Origin of the sequence: Methanofastidiosum sp. (assembly GCA_035362715.1) — an archaeon.
Taxonomy (GTDB): Archaea; Methanobacteriota_B; Thermococci; order Methanofastidiosales; family Methanofastidiosaceae; genus Methanofastidiosum.
The window spans coordinates 44,114-64,391 of sequence record DAOSDU010000004.1; the positions used below are offsets into that span (position 1 = coordinate 44,114).

At 37.5% G+C, this 20,278-nt stretch carries 17 protein-coding genes; 1 reads left to right on the forward strand and 16 read right to left on the reverse strand.

Annotated elements, in window-relative coordinates:
- Window positions 1-139: 139 nt before the first annotated feature.
- The 12 genes from PLI06_03850 to PLI06_03905 all read right to left on the reverse strand — a co-directional run bounded on the left by PLI06_03850 (window position 140) and on the right by PLI06_03905 (window position 15,313).
- Window positions 140-1,045 carry an archaeosine biosynthesis radical SAM protein RaSEA gene (locus PLI06_03850; GenBank protein HOI76729.1) on the reverse strand — a complete coding sequence of 302 codons (906 nt, stop codon included), beginning with the start codon at window positions 1,043-1,045 and terminating at the stop codon, window positions 140-142.
- A gap of 32 nt (window positions 1,046-1,077) precedes the next feature.
- Window positions 1,078-1,449, reverse strand: a complete 372-nt coding sequence (locus PLI06_03855) for a hypothetical protein (GenBank protein ID HOI76730.1) — start codon at window positions 1,447-1,449, stop codon at window positions 1,078-1,080.
- Between the two features lies 1 nt (window position 1,450).
- Complete coding sequence (ilvD, locus tag PLI06_03860) at window positions 1,451-3,100, reverse strand: dihydroxy-acid dehydratase (GenBank protein ID HOI76731.1); 1,650 nt, start codon at window positions 3,098-3,100, stop codon at window positions 1,451-1,453.
- On the reverse strand, window positions 3,097-4,665 hold the full coding sequence (gene cimA / locus PLI06_03865; protein ID HOI76732.1) for a citramalate synthase: 1,569 nt from the start codon (window positions 4,663-4,665) through the stop codon (window positions 3,097-3,099). Before cimA ends, ilvD begins: the two co-directional genes overlap by 4 nt.
- A gap of 9 nt (window positions 4,666-4,674) precedes the next feature.
- Window positions 4,675-5,799 (reverse strand): isocitrate/isopropylmalate dehydrogenase family protein, encoded by a 1,125-nt coding sequence (locus PLI06_03870; GenBank protein HOI76733.1) that lies wholly within the window; start codon window positions 5,797-5,799, stop codon window positions 4,675-4,677.
- Window positions 5,771-6,283, reverse strand: a complete 513-nt coding sequence (locus PLI06_03875) for a 3-isopropylmalate dehydratase small subunit (protein ID HOI76734.1) — start codon at window positions 6,281-6,283, stop codon at window positions 5,771-5,773. The genes PLI06_03870 and PLI06_03875 overlap by 29 nt, the downstream gene beginning before the upstream one ends.
- A complete protein-coding gene (locus PLI06_03880; GenBank protein HOI76735.1) occupies window positions 6,283-7,539 on the reverse strand; it encodes a 3-isopropylmalate dehydratase large subunit in 1,257 nt (418 codons plus the stop codon). Before PLI06_03880 ends, PLI06_03875 begins: the two co-directional genes overlap by 1 nt.
- 34 nt (window positions 7,540-7,573) lie before the next feature.
- Window positions 7,574-8,569 carry a ketol-acid reductoisomerase gene (ilvC, locus tag PLI06_03885; GenBank protein HOI76736.1) on the reverse strand — a complete coding sequence of 332 codons (996 nt, stop codon included), beginning with the start codon at window positions 8,567-8,569 and terminating at the stop codon, window positions 7,574-7,576.
- 3 nt (window positions 8,570-8,572) lie between these two features.
- Window positions 8,573-9,070 carry an acetolactate synthase small subunit gene (gene ilvN, locus PLI06_03890; protein ID HOI76737.1) on the reverse strand — a complete coding sequence of 166 codons (498 nt, stop codon included), beginning with the start codon at window positions 9,068-9,070 and terminating at the stop codon, window positions 8,573-8,575.
- A complete protein-coding gene (gene ilvB, locus PLI06_03895; GenBank protein ID HOI76738.1) occupies window positions 9,055-10,770 on the reverse strand; it encodes a biosynthetic-type acetolactate synthase large subunit in 1,716 nt (571 codons plus the stop codon). The genes ilvN and ilvB overlap by 16 nt, the downstream gene beginning before the upstream one ends.
- The gene (locus PLI06_03900) at window positions 10,767-12,323 is read right to left on the reverse strand and encodes a 2-isopropylmalate synthase (GenBank protein HOI76739.1); all 1,557 of its coding nucleotides are present in this window, start codon (window positions 12,321-12,323) and stop codon (window positions 10,767-10,769) included. Before PLI06_03900 ends, ilvB begins: the two co-directional genes overlap by 4 nt.
- 257 nt (window positions 12,324-12,580) lie before the next feature.
- Complete coding sequence (locus PLI06_03905; protein HOI76740.1) at window positions 12,581-15,313, reverse strand: HAD-IC family P-type ATPase; 2,733 nt, start codon at window positions 15,311-15,313, stop codon at window positions 12,581-12,583.
- Between the two features lie 132 nt (window positions 15,314-15,445).
- On the opposite strand from PLI06_03905, the gene PLI06_03910 reads away from it, so the two are divergent.
- The gene (locus tag PLI06_03910; protein HOI76741.1) at window positions 15,446-16,300 is read left to right on the forward strand and encodes a type II CAAX endopeptidase family protein; all 855 of its coding nucleotides are present in this window, start codon (window positions 15,446-15,448) and stop codon (window positions 16,298-16,300) included.
- On the opposite strand, the gene PLI06_03915 is transcribed toward PLI06_03910, so the two are convergent.
- From PLI06_03915 to argC, 4 genes are read right to left on the reverse strand one after another with little or no spacing between them, the layout of a single operon-like run.
- Window positions 16,271-17,311: a M20/M25/M40 family metallo-hydrolase gene (locus PLI06_03915; GenBank protein HOI76742.1), complete on the reverse strand. Its 1,041-nt coding sequence runs from the start codon at window positions 17,309-17,311 to the stop codon at window positions 16,271-16,273. The genes PLI06_03910 and PLI06_03915 overlap by 30 nt on opposite strands.
- Window positions 17,298-18,461, reverse strand: a complete 1,164-nt coding sequence (locus tag PLI06_03920; protein ID HOI76743.1) for an aspartate aminotransferase family protein — start codon at window positions 18,459-18,461, stop codon at window positions 17,298-17,300. Before PLI06_03920 ends, PLI06_03915 begins: the two co-directional genes overlap by 14 nt.
- Complete coding sequence (locus PLI06_03925) at window positions 18,458-19,246, reverse strand: [LysW]-aminoadipate kinase (GenBank protein HOI76744.1); 789 nt, start codon at window positions 19,244-19,246, stop codon at window positions 18,458-18,460. Before PLI06_03925 ends, PLI06_03920 begins: the two co-directional genes overlap by 4 nt.
- 8 nt (window positions 19,247-19,254) lie before the next feature.
- Window positions 19,255-20,274, reverse strand: a complete 1,020-nt coding sequence (gene argC, locus PLI06_03930) for an N-acetyl-gamma-glutamyl-phosphate reductase (protein ID HOI76745.1) — start codon at window positions 20,272-20,274, stop codon at window positions 19,255-19,257.
- Window positions 20,275-20,278 lie beyond the last annotated feature (4 nt).

Genomic DNA, 20,278 nt, shown 5'->3' on the forward strand with positions numbered 1-20,278 from the left:
AAATTGATAATTAATTCAATAATCATTCTTTATAATTTCAAAAATAGGTAAAAATTACCTTATAGAAATTTTGGATGTTTTTCTTTATAAAATAAATCTCGATGGCACAGTTATTTTTATTCTTAAAATAGGGTCAGTTTCAAAACTTCATAAGTTCTTCTTCCCACTCTTTCTTACAATCACAATTGGACTCTAATATATTTACATCGTTATTAATTGAGAATTCTAAAATCTTTTTTTCAATTTCCCTGTTACAACTCTTGCAATTTTTAGGGCCACGTGATCTGCCGAATGCTACTGGATGGCAAATTACATCTGGCCTTAATTTTGCAGTCTCTTTTAGGATTTCCAATATGCTCCATCCCCAAGGTGGTGAATACTCTCCCTTGTTCCAGAGGTGCTCCACAAATGTATTCTTATGGACCGTCATAGGATTAAACGAAATTACATCAGCAATCATCTCTATACTTTTTGCAGAGTTTATAGCATCATGGATAGCTTCTTTTTCAGTTAGAAATGGAGGCTTAATCATCAAGTAGGCCTTATTTACAATATCCAGCTTTTTTAGAATCTCACTCGCAGAAAGAAAATCTTCAAAGGTAAATCCCTTGTTAATAGAATGCTTTAGTATCCTGTTATTTGATGATTCCAATCCCATTGCAACTTCAATTTGAAGATCATTATTCCCGATTAAATCTTTCAAGTAACTCTCTTCAACATATTCTGGCCTAGATTCTAATGTTACTTCTAAGATTCCTTTTTCAGATAGAAAAGAAATAATTTTCTTTGCACAAGCATGATCAACTTCTTTAGGATCAAGAAAACTTCCAGATGTAAATAGTTTGACCTTCTTTATTTCTTCATCATAAGCACTGTTAAACTCTTGAACAAATATGCTGAATATATCAATTGAAGAGTCGCTAGGAGAATCCTCAAAGTATGAACACATATTACACCTTCTCCATCTGCACCCAACAGTAGGCAGTATGATAGAAAGTGCTTTCGCTTCCTCGCCCTGAACATTTTCCCTGTTATAAAAGAACATTAAATCCTATTATTAAATTCTGTTTAAAAACTTCACTCAAAGAGGCAGTTCATGCAGTTTACAGCTATGATTGATATAATAAAAGCTAATATTGCAAAGATAACCCAGATTCTTCTTCTGTAATATCTTTCAGAAATATAAACAATAAAAGCTGAAGTAGCTAAAAAATAGCAAAGCAGTGGGAATATAGGTCTTGAAAGAAGTAAGAATAGATTATATCCCACCAAATAAAGTGACCATTCAATACCGCTCCAGCTGATACCTATAAAAATGACACCAAAAATGAATAACTCTTCTGCCTTTTTGTAATCCTTGTCTCTTAAAAAAAGGGAATAAATTATTAAAAAAGAGCTTAAGATAGAACTTAAAATTGAGTAATGAAATCCTAGAGATTCAAGCCCCATTTTATTCCAGCACAGCACCTTTTTCGGACGAGGAAACAAGTTTTCTGTATCTCAAAAGCATACCTGGAATATTCTTCTTTGGTGGCTTTGCAACTTTTAGTCTTTCTTCTATCTCTTTAGCAGTTAGTGCTACCTCAAGTTTTCTTTTAGGTATATCTATTTTGATTATATCTCCATCTTTTACAGCAGCTATCGGCCCCTTGTCAAATGCTTCTGGGGCCACATGACCTATACAAGGACCTCTTGTTCCTCCAGAAAATCTTCCATCTGTAATTAGGGCCACCGATTCAGACAGCCCCATACCTGCTATCAAACTTGTTGGTTCTAGCATCTCCCTCATTCCAGGCCCACCTTTTGGCCCTTCGTACCTTATGACAACAACCATGCCTGACTTAATCTTACCGGAGAGTATGGCTTTTGTAGCCGCTTCTTCACTTTCAAAGACTTTGGCCTTACCTTCAAACTTCATTATCTTCTCGCTAACTGCTGTCTGCTTCACAACAGAACCATTAGGGGCCAGATTTCCTTTGAGTATGGCTATTCCACCTTGCTTGTGATAAGGATTATCAATATCTCTAATTGTGTCTGATTTGACGAGCTTGACTTTCTTCAGTACGTCACCAAGTGTTTTTCCCATAACTGTCTTTGTTTCAAGATTTAGTTTATCTTTTAATCTAATTAATATCTGAGGGATGCCGCCTGCATCATCAAAGTCTCTCATAAAGAAGGGTCCACCTGGCCTTAAATTTACAAGGTGCGGTGTTTCTTTAGAGAGCTTATCAAATAATGTCAAGGGAAGGACAATTCCAAATGCATTAGCAACTGCTGGCAGATGTAGTGCAGTGTTTGATGATCCGCCTATTCCCATATCAACTCTTATTGCATTTTCAAAGCTCATCTTAGTGATTATGTCTCTTGGTTTCAAGTCCTTCTTAACAAGTTCAACTATAAGCTTCCCTGTTTGGTAAGCTATTTCTTCTTTTCTCTTGTCAGTTGCATGAACAGTAGCGCTCCCTGGGACGGAAAGACCCAATGCTTCAGTCATACAGGCCATAGAGTTTGCTGTGAATAGACCTGCACATGCTCCAGCACCAGGGCAACTCCTCTTCTCTATTTCTCTAAGCTCCTTTTCAGAGACATCTCCATTTTTATAACTTCCAATAGCTTCAAAGATAGAGATTAGATCAAGTTGTTTTCCTTTATATTTTCCTGGTTCCATTGGGCCACCAGTGACCATAACAGCCGGGATATTTATTCTACCCGCGGCCATAAGCATACCTGGCGTTATCTTGTCACAATTTGTAACTCCAACCCATCCATCAAATAGATGAGAAGAAACCATTAGCTCAACAGAATCAGCAATAATATCTCTTGATGGTAGAGAATACCTCATACCCTGATGCCCCATTGCAATTCCATCACATATGCCGGGCATACCAAATTCGAATGGGACACCACCCGCATCTCTAATGCCTTTCTTTACAAGGTCTGTTAGTTTTCTAAGATTAATGTGGCCTGGTACTATTTCAGAGTAAGCTGAGGCTACACCTATGAACGGCTTCTTAAAGTCCTCATCTTTTAGCCCATCAGCTCTCAATAAGCCTCTTGCCCCTGCCTTATCAACATCCTCTTTAATTATAGAACTTCTCACTTATTCACATCCACAAATTTTGATAATCCATATTCAACGCTATCCACAAGTGCGTACCAGCTAGCAGTTATGATGTTCTCCGATACTCCAACAGTATCCCACATCTTGTTGTAGCCATGAGTTCTTATTAAAACTCTTACAACCGAACCAGTTCCTTCTTCGCCTTCAAGGACCCTAACCTTATAGTCGGTGAGATTGAAGTTCTTTATCTCAGGATAAGCGCCAATTAGAGCTTTTCTAAGTGCTTTGTCAAGCGCATTAACAGGACCGTTACCTTCAGCGGCCGTATGGAACTCTTTATCATTTACCTTAAGCTTTATTGTAGCTTCAGAGCGAGATTCCATATCGCCTCTTTTGTCAATAACAACTCTAAATCCTTCAAGATCAAAGAACTTCTTGTAAGTTCCTAGAGCTTTCTTCATAAGAAGCTCAAATGAAGCCTCTGCACCTTCAAACTGATAACCCTCGTTTTCAAGTTTCTTTATTTTTTCTAAAATGAAATCTAGTTTAGCATCAGCAGATTCTAGATCAACTCCGTACTCTTTGGCCTTAAAAATAATGTTACTTCTGCCGGATAATTCAGATACTATAACTCTTGTTCTATTTCCAACAAGCTCTGGCTTAATATGCTCATAGGTATCGGGGTGTCTTTGAATAGCACTAACGTGGATTCCACCTTTATGTGCAAATGCGCTTGCACCCACATATGGCTGATGCATTTCAGGGGAGATATTTCCAAGCTCTGCTATATATGCTGAGACATTTTTTAGTTTACCTAGTTGTGCATCCGATATACAATCAAGCTTCATCTTAATTTTAAGGCCAGGGATTATTGAGCAAAGATTTGCATTACCGCACCTTTCTCCATATCCATTAATAGTTCCCTGGACATGCACAGCCCCATTTTTGACCGCTTCAAGTGAGTTTGCAACAGCACATTCTGAATCATTATGAGCGTGAATACCAATTTTACTTTTAATTTCAGATTTAATTTCATTAATAATGTTTCCAATCTCAAAGGGCAGACTCCCTCCATTTGTATCGCATAAAGATATGCAGTCTGCGCCAGCTTTGTCAGCTTCTTTAATCGTTGATAGAGCATATTCTTTGTTTCTCTTAAATCCATCAAAGAAATGCTCTGCATCGTAGATGACTTCAATTCCATGTTCCTTTAGGAAAACTATAGAATCATATATCATCTCTAGATTTTTTTCAAGTGGAATCTTCAATGCTTCAATGACATGGAAATCCCAACTCTTCCCAAAAATCGATGCAACTTCTGTGTCTACGTCAATAATAGCCTTTAGATTAGGATCATCTTCGGCCTTTAGCTTCGCCCTTCTAGTACTCCCAAAGGCACAAATCTTTGAAGTAGATAATGAAAGAGCTTTGGCATTTTTGAAGAACTCCACATCCTTTGGATTTGAGCCTGGCCATCCGCCCTCGATGTAATGTATGCCTAGTTCGTCAAGCTTTTCACATACCTTCAACTTATCATTAGCGGAGAAGGATATACCTTCTCCCTGTGTTCCGTCTCTTAAGGTTGTATCAAAAAGCCTTATCATTTTTTTCTCCTATTGTTTGATCTTCTTGACTATTTCGTCTCCGACCTCAGTTGTCTTTGAAGTTCCTCCAAGGTCCTGTGTCCTTACCTTTCCTTCTTCTAAGACTTTGATTACAGCCTTTTCAATTATTGTTGCTGTTTTTGGTTCTCCGATAGTTTCTAGCATCATGACTCCACTCAATATTGTAGCAAGAGGATTTGAAACATTTTTTCCCTTGTATTTCGGTGCAGAGCCGTGTATTGGCTCAAACATTGAAACACCATCAGGATTAATATTTCCGCCAGCTGCAAGACCTAGACCTCCTTGTATCATAGCTCCAAGATCTGTAATTATATCTCCAAACATATTTGGAGCAACAACGACTTGATACCACTGTGGCTGTTTTACAAACCACATTGTAATTGCATCGACAAATGCAAATTCAGTTTCATAACCAGGATATTCTTTTGCCACTTCTTCAAAAACATCTCGCCATAAACTGTAAATGTTTGTCAAGACATTGGCCTTATCAACAGATGTTACTCTTTTCTTACCTTTCATCTTAGCAAGTTCAAAGGCATATCTTATTACTCTCTCAGAACCTGCTCTGGATATCATCCCTATCTGATAGGCTATCTCTTCAGGTCTATCGATATCAATACCCATATTGAACTTTACTTCGTAAAGGTCTCTTATTACCTCAAGTTCCTCTTTGTTTTTTCTTCCTTTGAATCTTCCACCAATGCCTATATAGAAATCTTCTGTGTTTTCTCTAATCACATGAAAGTTAATATCTTTGTAGGATTTATCTTTCAAAGGACAAGGAACATTTGGATAGGATACAATAGGCCTTAAATTTACATACTGATCAAAATAAAACCTCATTTTTAGGAGGATACCTTTCTCAAGTACACCAGGGGCAACTCTTGGATCCCCAATAGAGCCAAAGTATATTGCATCCTTTTTCTTAAGTTCCTTTAGTGTATCTTCTGTAATCAATTCTCCAGTTTTTAAATATTGTTCAGACCCATTTTGGTAGTATTCCCATTCGATGTCTAATCCTGTTATGTCGCAAGCTGCGTCTATTACCTTCTTTCCTTCTTCGATTATCTCAGGTCCTATGCCGTCACCGGGCATTATGGCTATTTTTTTCATTAAGAACCTCCTTTACATATTCCATCAAGCCACCCTTCTCTACTATCTTGAGTAAAAAGGCAGGCAGCGGTTTAAATTCAAAGACCTCATTAGATCTTTTGTTCTTTATAGTTCCTCCTTTCAGATCGACTAAAAGTTCATCGCCTTCATTTGCTCTAACATCATATTCAATTAAGGTCAAACCTAAATTAATAGAATTTCTAAAAAATATTCTTGCAAAGCTTTTTGCAATAACGCACGATATACCTGCGCCCATAAGCGCTCTTGGCGCATGCTCTCTGGACGATCCACATCCAAAGTTTCTTCCAGCAACTATTATATCGCCCTCTCTCACGATATTTCTAAACTCTGGCCTTACTTTTACAAAGGCGTTTTTTGCAAGTTCTTTGGGATCACCAGTAACTAAAAATTCAGCAGGGATAATCTGATCAGTGTCAACGTTATCTCCGAATTTTATGACTTTTCCTTCAAGGATCTCCTTCATTATAGCACCTCTCGTGGATCAACGATCCTTCCCTCAAGTGCAGAAGCGGCAACTACTGCAGGATTTGCCAGATAAACCTCAGAGTTTTTATGGCCCATTCTCCCTATGAAATTCCTGTTTGTTGTAGCAACACATTTTTCGCCGTCAGCAAGTATGCCCATGTAACCACCAAGGCATGCCCCACATGTAGGCCCACATACAAAACAGTCAGCCTTCTCAAAGATTTCAATCAGCCCTTCCTTTAATGCTTGATTAAAGACTTCCTTTGTCGCAGGAACAACAAGCATTCTAACTTCAGAGTTGATTTTCTTTCCCTTTAAAATTTCAGCTGCTATCCTTAGATCTTCGATTCTACCGTTTGTACAAGAGCCAAGATAGGCCTGATCTATCTTCACATCAACTTCAGATGCCGGTGCAGTATTGCTCGGTAAAAATGGTTTCGCAACTGTAGGCGGTATATCTGACGCATCATATTTTAACTCTTCAATATAATAAGCATCTTTATCAGAATAAACTGGATTGTAGCTTCCTCTAACTCTTCCCTGAAGATATTCAAAGACTTTATCATCTGGAGGAATAATACCGGCTTTGCCCCCAGCTTCTATTGCCATATTTGAAATGGATATCCTGTCTGAGAGTGTTAAATTTTCAATGGTATTCCCATAATACTCCATGGCTTGGTATAATGCACCCTCTACTCCAATATCCCCGATTACATTTAGGATTATATCCTTCCCATAAACATAATTGTCAAGTTTTCCATTGACTGTTATTTTAATACTATCAGGTACTTTTAGCCAAAGTTTTCCTATTGCCATTACAGCAGCAGCTTCAGTAGATCCAATACCTGTTGAAAATGCCCCTAAAGCACCGTAACTACATGTATGTGAATCTGCACCTACGATCAATCTTCCCGGTGCAACAAAACCTTTCTCAATCATAAGTTGGTGGCATACTCCACCTCTCCCAACTTCAAAGTAGTTTTCTATTTCGTATTTTTTTGCAAAGTCTCTCATTCTTTTTGCCTGCTCAGCGGAGGCAACGTCCTTGTTAGGAACATAATGGTCTGGAATAAGCACTATCTTCTCTTTATACGGCTTTGTGCCTTTTGGAAGTTTTTCAAACTGCTCAAATGCTGGGAGTCCAGTTACATCATTTACCATTACATAATCAACATTAGCTTCAACTATCTGGCCAGCCTCAGCATTTACTCCAGCCTTATTTCCGATTATTTTTTCTGATATGGTCTTTCCCATAAAAATCAACTAAAAAATAAAAATTTAAATTATATTATTTTTTTTCAGGTTTTAAGAACATCTTTCTGATGTCTTTACCAACATCTTCTATGAGTTTTTCACTGCCCTCTTTCCTTGCTCTTGTTAGCACTGGTCTGCCTGTGTAGTTTTCCATCATGAACTCTCTTGCAAATTCGCCTGATTTAATATTGTCAAGAACTTCATACATTCTTTCCCTGACTGAGTCATCGATTATCATTGGACCTCTAGTTCTTCCACCATATTCTGCAGTGTTTGATACTCTCTCCCACATCAATTCTAGACCGCCTTCATAGAATAAGTCTACTATTAGCTTCATTTCGTTTAGGCACTCAAAATAAGCAATTTCTGGCTGGTAGCCTTCACTTACCAATGTTTCGAAGCCTGCTGTAATGAGTTCTGTAATACCACCACAGAGAACACACTGCTCTCCGAATATGTCTGTAATTGCTTCTTCCTCAAATGTAGTTTCGACTACTCCAGCTTTTGTTAAGTTCATAGCTTTTGCCATTGCGAGTGCTGTCTGCTTAGCCTTTCCAGTGTAATCCTGCTCAACGGCTAGTAGAGCTGGAGCTCCAAAACCTTCTCTGTAAAGCCTTCTTAATTCACTACCTGGTGTTTTAGGTGCGACCATGACTACGTCAACATATTCTGGTGGCTTGATCTGATTGAATGTAATGTTAAATCCATGAGAAAAGCTTAGAACATCTCCTTCCTTTAGGTTGTCTTTTATGTATTTTGCATATACATGTGGCTGGACTTCATCAGGTATCAAGATGTGAACAATGTCTCCCGCCTTTGCAGCGTCTTCAACACTCATCGTCTTAATCCCTGCATCTTTAGCACAGTTCCAAGACTTTCCCCCTTCATTTACACCGACGACAACGTCAATACCGCTATCGTGCAAACACAGAGCCTGCGCCCTTCCTTGATTCCCATAACCTATTACGGCTACCTTTTTACCTTGTAAATACTTAAGGTCTGCATCACAATCATAATACATTGTTGCCATAATTTAACCTCCACTTTTCTTTTCAATATCCCTAGAAATGGCAGTAACTCCTGTTCTAAAGAGTTCTTTTATGCCAAAGTTCTTCATTGTTTCAACAAATCTGTCTATATCTAGCGGATCTGCTGTTATCTCTAGGGTTATTGTTCTTATACTAATATCTACTATATTTGATTTAAATGCATTGGCTATTTCTAAAACCTCTGCTCTATTTTCCTTGTCTGCATAAACTTTCATTAGACAAAGATCTCTTACAACTGAAGTATTTTTATCCAAGATATTTACCTTTACAACTTCTATGAGCTTGTTCAATTGTTTTTCTATCTTTTCGATTTCTCTTTCATCTCCAGTCGTTACTATTGTCATCCGGCTCATACCTTCCTTTTCAGAAGGAGAAACTGTTAAGGAATGAATATTAATACCTCTCCTAGAGAACATGCCGCTCATCCTCGTTAGAGATCCGGCTTCATCTTCTACTAGAACCGATATTATTTGTGTCGACATCTTCCCACCCCTATCATCTCATCAACCCTGCCCCCAGGCGGGATCATTGGGAGAATATTAGTTTCAGATTCTATCTTAAAATCAAGGACTGAAACGACACCAGAATCAAAAGCATTTTTTAGTGCTTTCTCGATGTCGCTAGAATTTTCAACTCTTTCTCCATATGCGCCGAAGGATTCTGCAAGTTTTACAAAATCTGGGATTGTTCCAAGTTTTGTTCCGGAATACCTCTTATCCCAGAACAGTTCCTGCCACTGTCTAACCATTCCAAGAAATGAGTTGTTTAATATTCCAACAACTACAGGTATGTCCTCAGTCATTGCAGTTGCTAATTCTTGACATACCATTAGGAATGAACCATCGCCCGCAATATCCAAAACTTGACTATCTGGCTTTGCAACCTTTGCCCCAATCGCAGCTGGGAATCCAAATCCCATCGTTCCAAGACCACCTGAGGATATAAACTGCCTTGGCTTTTTTGTAATATAGTAGTGAGCAGCAAACATCTGATTCTGCCCCACCTCTGTAGTGACAATGGCATTGTCATCAAGGAAATTATTAATTGTCTTTATTATAATTTCTGGCGTAAGTTTGCCATTAGGTTTAACAGTTTCACACTCCTCGCACATGCTATGTAGCTGATTAACTCGTTTCCTCCAGATGTTTGTGTCTTTTTTAACATCTTCAAATTTTTTGATAAACTTAATTAGATCCCTTATTACAAGATTGGCATCCCCTACAAGTGGGAAATCTACTGTTATGTTTTTGTTTAATTCTGATGAGTCTATATCGCAGTGAATTTTTACTGCGTCCGGAGCAAAGGATTCAAGCCCCCATCCTGTTGTTCTATCTGAGAATCTACATCCAATGACTAATAAAACATCACAGCTATTGATCATCTTATTTGCGCCAAGTCTCCCGTGCATCCCTACCATTCCAAGAGAAAGAGGGTGATTTTCAGGTATCGCACCTTTTCCCATTAGAGTTGTAGCTACACCAGCACCAAGATACTCAGCAAGTAGTCTCAAATCTTCCGAGGCGTTTGCAAGTATTACTCCTCCTCCTGCAAGGATTAAGGGTCTCTCAGCCTCTACAAGTTTTTGTGCAATTCTCTTTAGCTGAAGAGGATTTGGAACTATGCTCGGATTATATCCGGCAAACTTTACCTCTCCATGATGATACTCTTTAGATTTCTTCTGCTGGACATCATTTGGAAGGTCTATAACCACTGCTCCCTTTCTTCCAGTATTTGCAATCTTGAACGCGCCTTTGATTGTCCAAGATAAATGATCTGTTGATTTGACTAGAAAGTTATGCTTTGTTATGGGCATTGTGATTCCAAAAGTATCTGCCTCTTGGAAGGCATCTGTACCTATGGCTTTAGTAGGAACTTGAGCTGTAAAAGCAACAACAGGAATTGAATCCATTGTTGCATTCAGTAATCCAGTAATTAGATTTGTTGCACCTGGGCCTGAAGTTGCCATGCAAACTCCTGGATCCCCTGAAGCTCTAGCATAGCCATCCGCAGCGTGAGCTGCTCCCTGTTCATGTCTTACAAGAATACTTCTGACATCAGTTTCTTCATAAAGTTCATCATAGAGGGGTATTAATTGGCCTCCTGGGAAACCAAATAGATTCTTTACGTTTTCTTCTTTTAGACACTTTACAACGATTTCTGTTCCTTTCAAACCTTCGCTCATTTCGTTTTCCCCTCTTTACTTATCTTTCTTAGTTTGTTTATGGCCTCAATTGTTGCATTGACACTTGTCATGACTATATCGGAGCCAACACTCTTTCCAATTGCTTTTATATTATCTTCATTTATTATTCTCACAGATACCTGACACAGAGCATCAGATCCACCTGTTATTGCTTCAAGTCTGTATTCTTCAAGCGTTATCTTTTCTGGAACAACTGACTTTAAAGCATTTAATGCTGCATCAACTGCACCATTCCCTATGTTTGAACCTATTTTTTTATTTCCATTTATGTTTAGTATAGCTGTAGCTGTTGGCGTAATATGAAGTCCTGATATTATAGACATCTCTTCAAGTTTTACTTCCTTTTCTTCATCCGGAACTTTTGCAACATATCCAGCTGCTATCGCTATTAGATCTTCATCAGTAATCTTCTTTCCGCTTTCCCTTATTCTTTTGACTTCATCAACAATCTCTAATACCTGTTCTTTTGTTAATCCAATTCCGAAGTCCTTAAGCTTCTTTTCAACTGCATGGAGACCTGTGTGCTTTCCGACAACAATCTCACTTTCCCTTCCGACTAACTTTGGTGTAAGGGGTTCATAGCAGAAAGCTTTGCTTAATACTCCGTGAACATGAATACCTGATTCATGGGCAAATGCATTTTCACCAACAATTGCCTTGTTTGGCTGAACAACAACGCCAGATATTCTTGAAACTAGTTTGGATATATAGGTAAGTCTTGTTGTATCGAGAGAAAACCTGACACCATAAAGGGCCATTAGACTCATCACAGTTTCCTCTAAAGAAGCATTACCTGCCCTCTCACCAAGACCATTAATTGTGCAGTGTATCTGTTTGGCACCACTTTCAACTGCTGCAAGTGAATTTGCGACAGCAAGACCAAAATCATTGTGGCAATGGACACTTATGGGTACGTTGATATCGTTAACTAGCTCTTTTATTAGATATCTCATTGCTTTTGGCATTATTGTACCAACAGTATCTGGCACATTGATATAGTCTACACCTGCATCTCGTACAGCTCGATGCATCTCTTTAAGATATTCAAGCTCAGTTCTTGTTGCATCTTCACAGGAAAACTCTACCTCAACTCCGTGATCCTTAGCATATTCAACACCTTCTATTGCTTTTGCCATGATGTCTTCTTTTGACATTTTAAGTTTAAATTCTCGGTGTATTGGAGAAGTAGCAATAAATGTGTGAACTCTATCAACATTACAATCTAATGCGATATCAATATCTTTTTTATTGGATCTTGCAAGGCCACAAATTTTTGCCTTTAAGCCCATATCAGATACTTTTTTAATAGCTTCTTTTTCTCCGGCAGATGTTATGGGAAACCCTGCCTCAATAGCATCAACTCCTAATAGATCGAGGCTTTCTGCTATTTTCATCTTTTCTTCTACGTTAAATGCTACGCCAGGGGTCTGCTCTCCATCTCTTAGAGTTGTATCAAATATCTTGATACCTTGTATGTTCATCTTTTCTAATACTTTCTTATTATAGTCGCTTACACAAATAACTTCTTCCATGCTATCCACCTATCAAAATAAATTATATAGTAAGTTCTCTCAAATGAAAAAAAATCACTTACAACTTGAACGTTACAGGTAAGACTACGGAGAAACTTTATTAAGAATTTATACCTTTGCGAGGGGCAAAAATGCACCCCCCCTAATTATTACTAACTCCATAGTATGCACCTAATGCATTTTAAAGCCCATTTATTTCCTTTTAAATGTTTCGGTTATTTTTAAATAAAATTTAATAGAAAATAAAAAATATAAGATTATATTACAGTTTTTTTAATTTCTAGTCTTCTTCTGATAAACTTTTCTATTTCTATAACAAAAAAGCTTGTAGTCGCCACTATACATAATGGAATCCACCAGATAGCTGGAAATGGCGCAGTTCTGAAAGGGCTTGTTCCAAACAGAGGCTCAGAATAGACTAAGAGGACTTGTAAGACCAAAGTTGTCAGAGCACCAATTGTTAACCATTTGTTTCTAAATGGATTTATCTTAAATGCTGTGCCTCTAAGTGACCTTGCAGTAAACAGATACCCAACTTCAATCATTATTATAGTTGTGAATGCGATTGTCTGGGCTTGTGGTAAAAATTCCAGAGAGTTACCCACCGACTTGAAGAAGAGTAAATACATTGAGAAGATCATTGTCACTTCTACAACGGATACTATCCCAACTCTTTGAATGAAAAATTTGTTGAATAATTTTTCATTAGGGTCTCTTGGTGGTCTAGTTAATAATCCATTTCCCGCTGGCTCCCATATCAAAGGAATTGCGCAAGCAATAGCAATTATTAAGTTGACCCACAATATCTGCACTGGCTCTATGGGAAGTCTATGGCTAAAAAGAGGTATAAAAGGTGCTAAGAATAAAGCTCCTGCCATAGCTAGTCCTTGGCCTCCATTAGTTGGCATTATGTAGAGGATTACTTTCCAGATATTATCATATACATGTCTACCTTCTTCAACAGCATCAACTATTGTAGCAAAATTATCGTCAGTTAATATGATATCCGACGCTTCCTTACTTACCTCAGTTCCTCCCACACCCATAGCAACACCAATATCTGCTGCTTTTAATGCGGGGGCATCGTTTACCCCGTCTCCAGTCATTGCTACTATATGCCCTCTTTTTTGCAGTTGTTTTGTTATTCTATATTTATGCTCTGGCTCAACTCTTGCATACACTGAGAAATCATTAACTACTTCAAAAAGTTGATCGTCTGTCATCTCTGAGATTTCTTTTCCTGTCAAAACTTCGTCTTCTCCATCTCCTATCCTTAGCTGTTTAGCAACTGCTTTTGCTGTAAAAGCGTGATCTCCTGTAATCATTATTGGTCGAATACCAGCTGTTTTACATTTTTCAATGGCATCAATAGCTTCTTTTCTTGGAGGATCTATCATACCTTGAGCACCAACAAATGTTAAATCTGAGATATCTTTCTCGTCAAGTGAAAGTTTATCTTTAGGAACTTTCTTGTAAGCCATAGCTAAGACTCTTAACGCATCTTTAGCCATATCCTCGACATTTTTCATTATCAGTTCTTTGTCAAGTGGCATTTTTTTTCCATCGATAAACTGATTTTTACAAGATTTTAAAATTCTTTCAGGAGAACCTTTTACATAAATTATATTCCCATCACAATCTTCATGTAATGTTGCCATGTACTGTTGTTTCGGTTCAAAAGGTATCTCATCCAATTTTAGAAGTTTTTCATTGATGCCAGCTTTTGTGGCTGAAACAATTAAAGCCGCTTCTGTATGGCTTCCTTTGGCAACGTATCTGTTCTTTTCAATAGCTATACCTGCATTATTACAGAGAAAACCTGTTCTTAAAGTTTGGATAAGCTCTGGTGTTAGTTCTGCTTTTGTATTTCCATCATTCTCCAATATTTGACCCACAGGTTCGTACCCTACACCTTCAACAATATAGGTTCTATTTCCACTAAATATCCGAACTGCTGTCATCTCATTTTTAGTTAGGGTCCCTGTTTTATCTGAACAAATAACTGTGACACTACCTAAGGTTTCAGCAGCTGGTAAGTTTCTTACTATTGCATTCTTTTTTGCCATAACGGTGGATCCAACAGCAAAAGCAGCAATTATAGCACCAGCAAGCCCTTCAGGTATTAATGCCACAATCATGCCTATCATGGCAAGAAACATATAGATTATTTCATATCCCTCTAGTACGCCCAATCCGAAAACTATTACTCCAAAAGAAACAATAGTAATGATTAGTAGCTTTACAAATGCCGATATCTTTTTTAATATAGGGGGTGTAGTCTGGCCAGAACTCTTCATTAGTTTTGCTATTTTCCCAATTTCAGTTTCTTCCGCAGTTGCATATACAATACCTTTTCCTCTTCCGCTTGTTACAAAAGTTCCCCCATAGGCCATACAATACTTTCCTTCGTTATTTTTATTATTGGGATCATCTTCTGTACCTTTTCGGACAGGCATTGATTCTCCTGTAAGCATTGATTCATCTAAATGCAAACTCTTTGAAGATACTATTCTAAGGTCAGCAGGTACTTTATCTCCGGCCTCAATAATAACGATATCTCCTGGAACTAGATCTCTTGCAGGAATTACTTTAGTTTCACCATCTCTCATTACCTTGCATTTATCCACTAGCATATCCTTTAAGGCATCAATTGAGGCTTCAGCTTTCCCTTCTTGGATAAATCCAATCACGGCTGTTGCTATAACAACTCCTATAATAACCCACATGTCCATTATGATATCTTCTTCTCCCATGAAAGCCCATAGGAAAAAACATGCAAAAGCTGCCACTATTAGAACCATGAGCAGAGGATTATTGAATTGCATTAAAAATCTGATAATTGGCCCTCTTTTCTTGAATTTAATCTCATTGTATCCATACTTTTCAAGTCTTGAGGTCGCTTCTTTAGAGGAGAGCCCACCCGTAGATGTACTCAACTTCTCTATTATGTCCTTACTAGTTAATTTGCACCAATCTAATTTTGTTTCCACGGGCATCCCTCCTTTATTATTTTTTTTATATCCAATGTGGTAATATATTACCCTTTATAAAATTTTCGTCTACCCTAATTTTGTTAGAAATAATTATTTAAATAACAAATAATTATTTAGTACAGTGAGAAAATGACATCTAATCTTCCAAATTTAAATGACAATTCCTCAAAAGGAATTATTTATTTTGTAATAATCACATTTTTTATTACATATTTGATGGATGCAATTATTTTTCTTAACGGTGGCCTTACATACCAGAATACATTTGCATTTCTAATTGCCATGATGTTTGTACCGCTAATTGTATCTGTCACACTTACCAAATTCTATCTTAAAAGAAAACTTTCATCTTTTGGGATAAACAAAGGCAAGAGTATTAAATATTATTTAGCTGCCTATCTTTATCCATTTTTAGTTATTGGGCTAGGAGTTCTTCTATTTGTAATAATGGGATTTGGAACTCTAAGAACTGATATGGATTTAATATTCCCAATTCAGTATGGTATTCCTATCTATATCTATTTAATCAACTATTCAATTGCGCCTATTTTTCCTAACTCTATATTCGCATTTGGAGAAGAGTATGGGTGGCGTGGATACCTTCAGGATCTCTTGCTAGAAAAGTTTTCTATCCTAAAGACTCTATTAATAACTGGTGTTATATGGGGACTATGGCATGCACCTTTAATTGCAATGGGATATAACTATCACCAATACCCTTTACCGGGTGTATTTCTCTTCACACTTTGGACTATATTTGTAGGGATATTTTTTGGGTGGTTAAAAATTAAATCAAAATCAGTTTTGACTGCAGCACTTGGACACGGTGCAATAAACGCTTACGTTGGATTTGGGATAATCTTTGCACAAACAAATAATCAACTATTAGGTGTTCCTTTTGGTATTCCGGGATTGTTAGCATTCTTTATACTTGCATTAGTATTCTTATGGGATCTAAAGAGAAACTATCCCAAAGATTTCTGATATTGCCATCTCTAAAATATCAATTGATTTAAGATATTCGTCAGTGTCAATACATTCCATATCTGTATGGTCTAAAGATGAGTCGCCTGGGCCATAGGTAACTATGTTCTCTGTCAATCTAACAAGGAGATTCATATCAGAAGATCCTGTTTTTTTCTTATATTTTGGGGAAAATCCATTTTCCCTTATCGCCTTTACTAATGTTTTTACAAGTATGTTATTCTTTGAAGTGATTACTCCATCTACACCTTCGACTAGCTCGATTTCACCATCAAGAAGTTGTGATATCTCTTTTAAGACAGTTTCATGAGATAACCCAGGCGGGATTCTAAAGTCAATTGTTATCCTGCATTCACTTGGCATAACATTACTTTCAGATTCTGCAGATATTGAAGTTGGTGAATAACTGAGAGATTCAAACAAGTTGTTTCCTTTATATAGCATGCTAACTTTGTTTGAAAAATCTATGAACTTTAATATTGGATTATCTTCTTCTGAAGAGGAATGTGAAGCTTTACCCTTAAACAATATCTTCAGAAGCAATCTGCCTTTGTATCCTATTGTAATCCCATCAGCAGAACCGGGCTCCCCTAGAAATATGAAATCTGCTTTTATCTTTTTCATTAATTCCAAAGTACCTCTAGAATTTGGGGCTTCTTCACCAGTAACTCCAGCAAAGATAAGTGTTCCTTTGAATTTTTTATTTTTAAACCTAATAAACGCAGAAAGAAGTGCTGCAAGCGGTGATTTGGCATCACATGCACCTCTACCATATATTTTCTTGCCTTCAATTCTAAAAGGAACTTCTCCACTGACTGTATCCATATGACTTGTCAGAAGAATGTAAGGGGGGCCAGAGCCAATTGTTGAAATAACATTCCATTCTTTATCTTGTTTGACATTAAATTTCTTATTTTTAAGAAAATTAAATAAAAAATCAGAGACATTTTTTTCTTTCTCTGAAGGGCTATAGATTTTTATTATCTCTTCAAGCAGTTTAACTTCTTCCAATAATTTCACCTGTCGCCTCAACAACCCTATCAATATGGTCCTTTTCAATTATTAAAGGTGGGAGGTATCGGACTACAAGTTTTCCTGCTGTAAGTGCAAGTACTTTTTTCTCCATAAGTTGTGCAAGATAGGGCCCTACCTTCTGCTTCATCTCAATTCCAATCATAAGGCCAAGACCCCTTATATCTTTGTAAACAGTTTCATCGATATTCTTTTTCAGTTGTGATAAGAAGTATTCTCCATTTTCTCTTGATCTTTCCACGAGTTTTTCTTCTTTTAGAGTCCTAATTGCGGCAAGTGAAGCGTTACATGCAAGGGGATTTCCTCCAAATGTGGAGCCATGCTCTCCCTTGTCAAGATTTGATAGATCTTCTCTGACAACAGTTGCCCCCATAGGTATTCCACCGGCTATTCCTTTTCCAAGGCATAAGATATCTGGCGAAACATTGTATCTATTTATTGCAAACAACTCCCCAGTTCTTCCAAAACCTGTCTGGACCTCATCTACAATCATCAATATTCCTTTTTGATCACAAATCTCTCTGATACCTTTTATGAAATCCATGTTGGCGGGTTTAACTCCACCTTCTCCTTGGATAGGCTCTACTATGATTGCGGCGGTATTGTCAGTAATTACCTCTTGAAGTTTTTCTAGATTATTGTATGCAGTATGACAAAAACCTGGAACCAACGGCAAGAAAGGTTTTTTGTATTCCGCTTTCCAAGTTGCAGAAAGAGCCCCCATTGTCCTGCCATGGAATCCAAATGTGAATGAAACGATATCTGTCTTTCCAGTTATTTTTCTTGAAAACTTTAATGCTGCTTCAACAGCCTCAGCACCAGAGTTTGATAGAAATGTTTTTGTAAGTCCTTTTGGCGTAATTTCAGCTATTTTTTCCAAAAGCTCTGCTCTCTTGTCATTATAGAATATCTCGGGGCATGAAATCAAAGTATCAGACTGCTCTTTTATAGCTTGGACTATCTTTGGGTGAGAATGCCCAAAAAGGCAAACTCCATGACCTGCAACGCAGTCTATGTATTCATTTCCTTGGCTATCATAAAGATAGATACCTTTGCCCGAAATAATTTCCAGATCTCTCTTATAGTAGACACCGCTACCATACTTTTCTTCTAAGTCTTTATAGATCATCTTGAAATCACCGTTCTCTTGCCATTCAAGGCATTTTCTAATGAATTATCTAGATTTCCTCTTGCAATTATTACTTTAGGGCTTCCCTGTTCTATGGCCTCTTTTGCGGCAAGGAGTTTTTTCTTCATACCTCCATCCGCAAATTGATAAGCTTCTTCAATCTGTAATAAGTTGAGTTCTGTTACAAGCTTTCCATCCTTTAGAAATCCATCGACATTGGTCATGACTACTAGATCAGCAGATAGTGCAGATGCTATTGCAGCTGCAGCCCTGTCCCCATCAGTGTTCACAATGTCCCCTTCAGCACTTATTGCCAAAGGGCAGATAATTGGTAAATACCCTTTATCAAGCAACATTGTAATAAGTTCCTTGTTGACACTCTCAACTTTTCCTGTGAAATCATCCTTTAGTATTTTCTTTTTTCCATCTTCAATGATCTTAATAGAATCTTTTCTCTTGGCAAGCAAGACCTTTCCATCAGCACCCGATAATCCAAAAGCATTAGCACCTGATTTTTGGAGTAGCTTTACAAGCTCTTTGTTTATCTTTCCGGCCATTACCATTTCCATGATTTGGATTGTTTCAAGATCGGTGTATCTTGATCTAAAACCGGAAACAGATGTAACAAACTTTGTTTCTTTTCCAAGCTTCTTTGAGATTTCTGTAGTCTCATAAGATCCCCCATGGACAACAACTATCTTTTCCTTTTTTGAAATCTCGGCTATCTCTTTTGCTAAGCTTTCTACCTCTGTACCAAGGCTTCCACCAATCTTTATTACAATCATCTAATCACCTAAATCGGGTGGTAACCGATATATTTTAGGCCTGTATCTTCTTCAAGACCGTACATAATGTTCATGTTCTGCACTGCAGCACCAGCTGCACCTTTCATAAGATTATCTATAGCTGAAAAGACAATCATTCTCTTGTTTTCTCTATCAAGCTCAAATCCGACTTCACAGAAGTTTGAACCTGTTAGTATTTTGGGATCAGGGTGCCTGTAGATTCCTTTCTTCTGCTTTACTACTCTGAAGAACTTATTATTATCCGAAAATTCTCTATATATCCCTCTGATTTCCTTCTCATCGTAAGGCTGATTTAAGAACAGATAAATCGTTGTAAATATTCCTCTTACCATCTCAATAGCGTGGGGTGCCATTGTGACTTTAAATCCAGTTTCCTGTTCCACTTCTGCTATATGTCTATGGTAAATTGGAGAGTAGCATCTTATCGCTCTTGATCTTTCCGGATGGTGTGTTGAAGCGCTGAAGGAATCCCCTGATGCAGATGATCCTATTTTGCTGTCAATTACTATCCTATCCTTATCTAGGTTGAGATGTCTTAATGGATACAATGCCATAATCATTGATGTGGCAATGCAACCTGGATTTGCAACTAATTTAGTCTTCTTTATCTCTTCTCTATGGATCTCAGGGATGCCGTATACAGCTTTCTCTAAGAGTTCTGGGCACTTGTGGTCAAGCCCGTACCATGACTTGTATACATCCTTGTCTTTCAGTCTCAAATCTGCCCCTAAATCTATTATCTTAACTCCTGTATCATAAAATTCCCTTAGGTAATCCATTGAAACACCATGGGGGAGACAAAAGAATACTAGATCGGAATCAAAGGATTCTTTGATTGATGAGAATTTAATGTTAAATCCTCTTAAATTTGGATGAATCATATGCACATAAGAGCCAGCATTTGACTCAGATGTGATCCTATCAAGTGTTACTTCAGGGTGATTTACCAATAGTCTTAGTAACTCTCCTCCAGTATAACCTGAAGCACCAATAATTGAAACTTTCATTTTA

Coding starts and splice junctions, on each gene's coding strand:
- PLI06_03850 (HOI76729.1), bottom strand. CDS start 1,045: ATGTTCTTTTATAACAGGGAAAATGTTCAGGGCGAGGAAGCGAAAGCA.
- PLI06_03855 (HOI76730.1), bottom strand. CDS start 1,449: ATGGGGCTTGAATCTCTAGGATTTCATTACTCAATTTTAAGTTCTATC.
- cimA (HOI76732.1), bottom strand. CDS start 4,665: ATGATAAGGCTTTTTGATACAACCTTAAGAGACGGAACACAGGGAGAA.
- PLI06_03870 (HOI76733.1), bottom strand. CDS start 5,799: ATGAAAAAAATAGCCATAATGCCCGGTGACGGCATAGGACCTGAGATA.
- PLI06_03875 (HOI76734.1), bottom strand. CDS start 6,283: ATGAAGGAGATCCTTGAAGGAAAAGTCATAAAATTCGGAGATAACGTT.
- PLI06_03880 (HOI76735.1), bottom strand. CDS start 7,539: ATGGGAAAGACCATATCAGAAAAAATAATCGGAAATAAGGCTGGAGTA.
- ilvC (HOI76736.1), bottom strand. CDS start 8,569: ATGGCAACAATGTATTATGATTGTGATGCAGACCTTAAGTATTTACAA.
- ilvN (HOI76737.1), bottom strand. CDS start 9,070: ATGTCGACACAAATAATATCGGTTCTAGTAGAAGATGAAGCCGGATCT.
- ilvB (HOI76738.1), bottom strand. CDS start 10,770: ATGAGCGAAGGTTTGAAAGGAACAGAAATCGTTGTAAAGTGTCTAAAA.
- PLI06_03900 (HOI76739.1), bottom strand. CDS start 12,323: ATGGAAGAAGTTATTTGTGTAAGCGACTATAATAAGAAAGTATTAGAA.
- PLI06_03910 (HOI76741.1), top strand. CDS start 15,446: ATGACATCTAATCTTCCAAATTTAAATGACAATTCCTCAAAAGGAATT.
- PLI06_03920 (HOI76743.1), bottom strand. CDS start 18,461: ATGATCTATAAAGACTTAGAAGAAAAGTATGGTAGCGGTGTCTACTAT.
- PLI06_03925 (HOI76744.1), bottom strand. CDS start 19,246: ATGATTGTAATAAAGATTGGTGGAAGCCTTGGTACAGAGGTAGAAAGC.
- argC (HOI76745.1), bottom strand. CDS start 20,274: ATGAAAGTTTCAATTATTGGTGCTTCAGGTTATACTGGAGGAGAGTTA.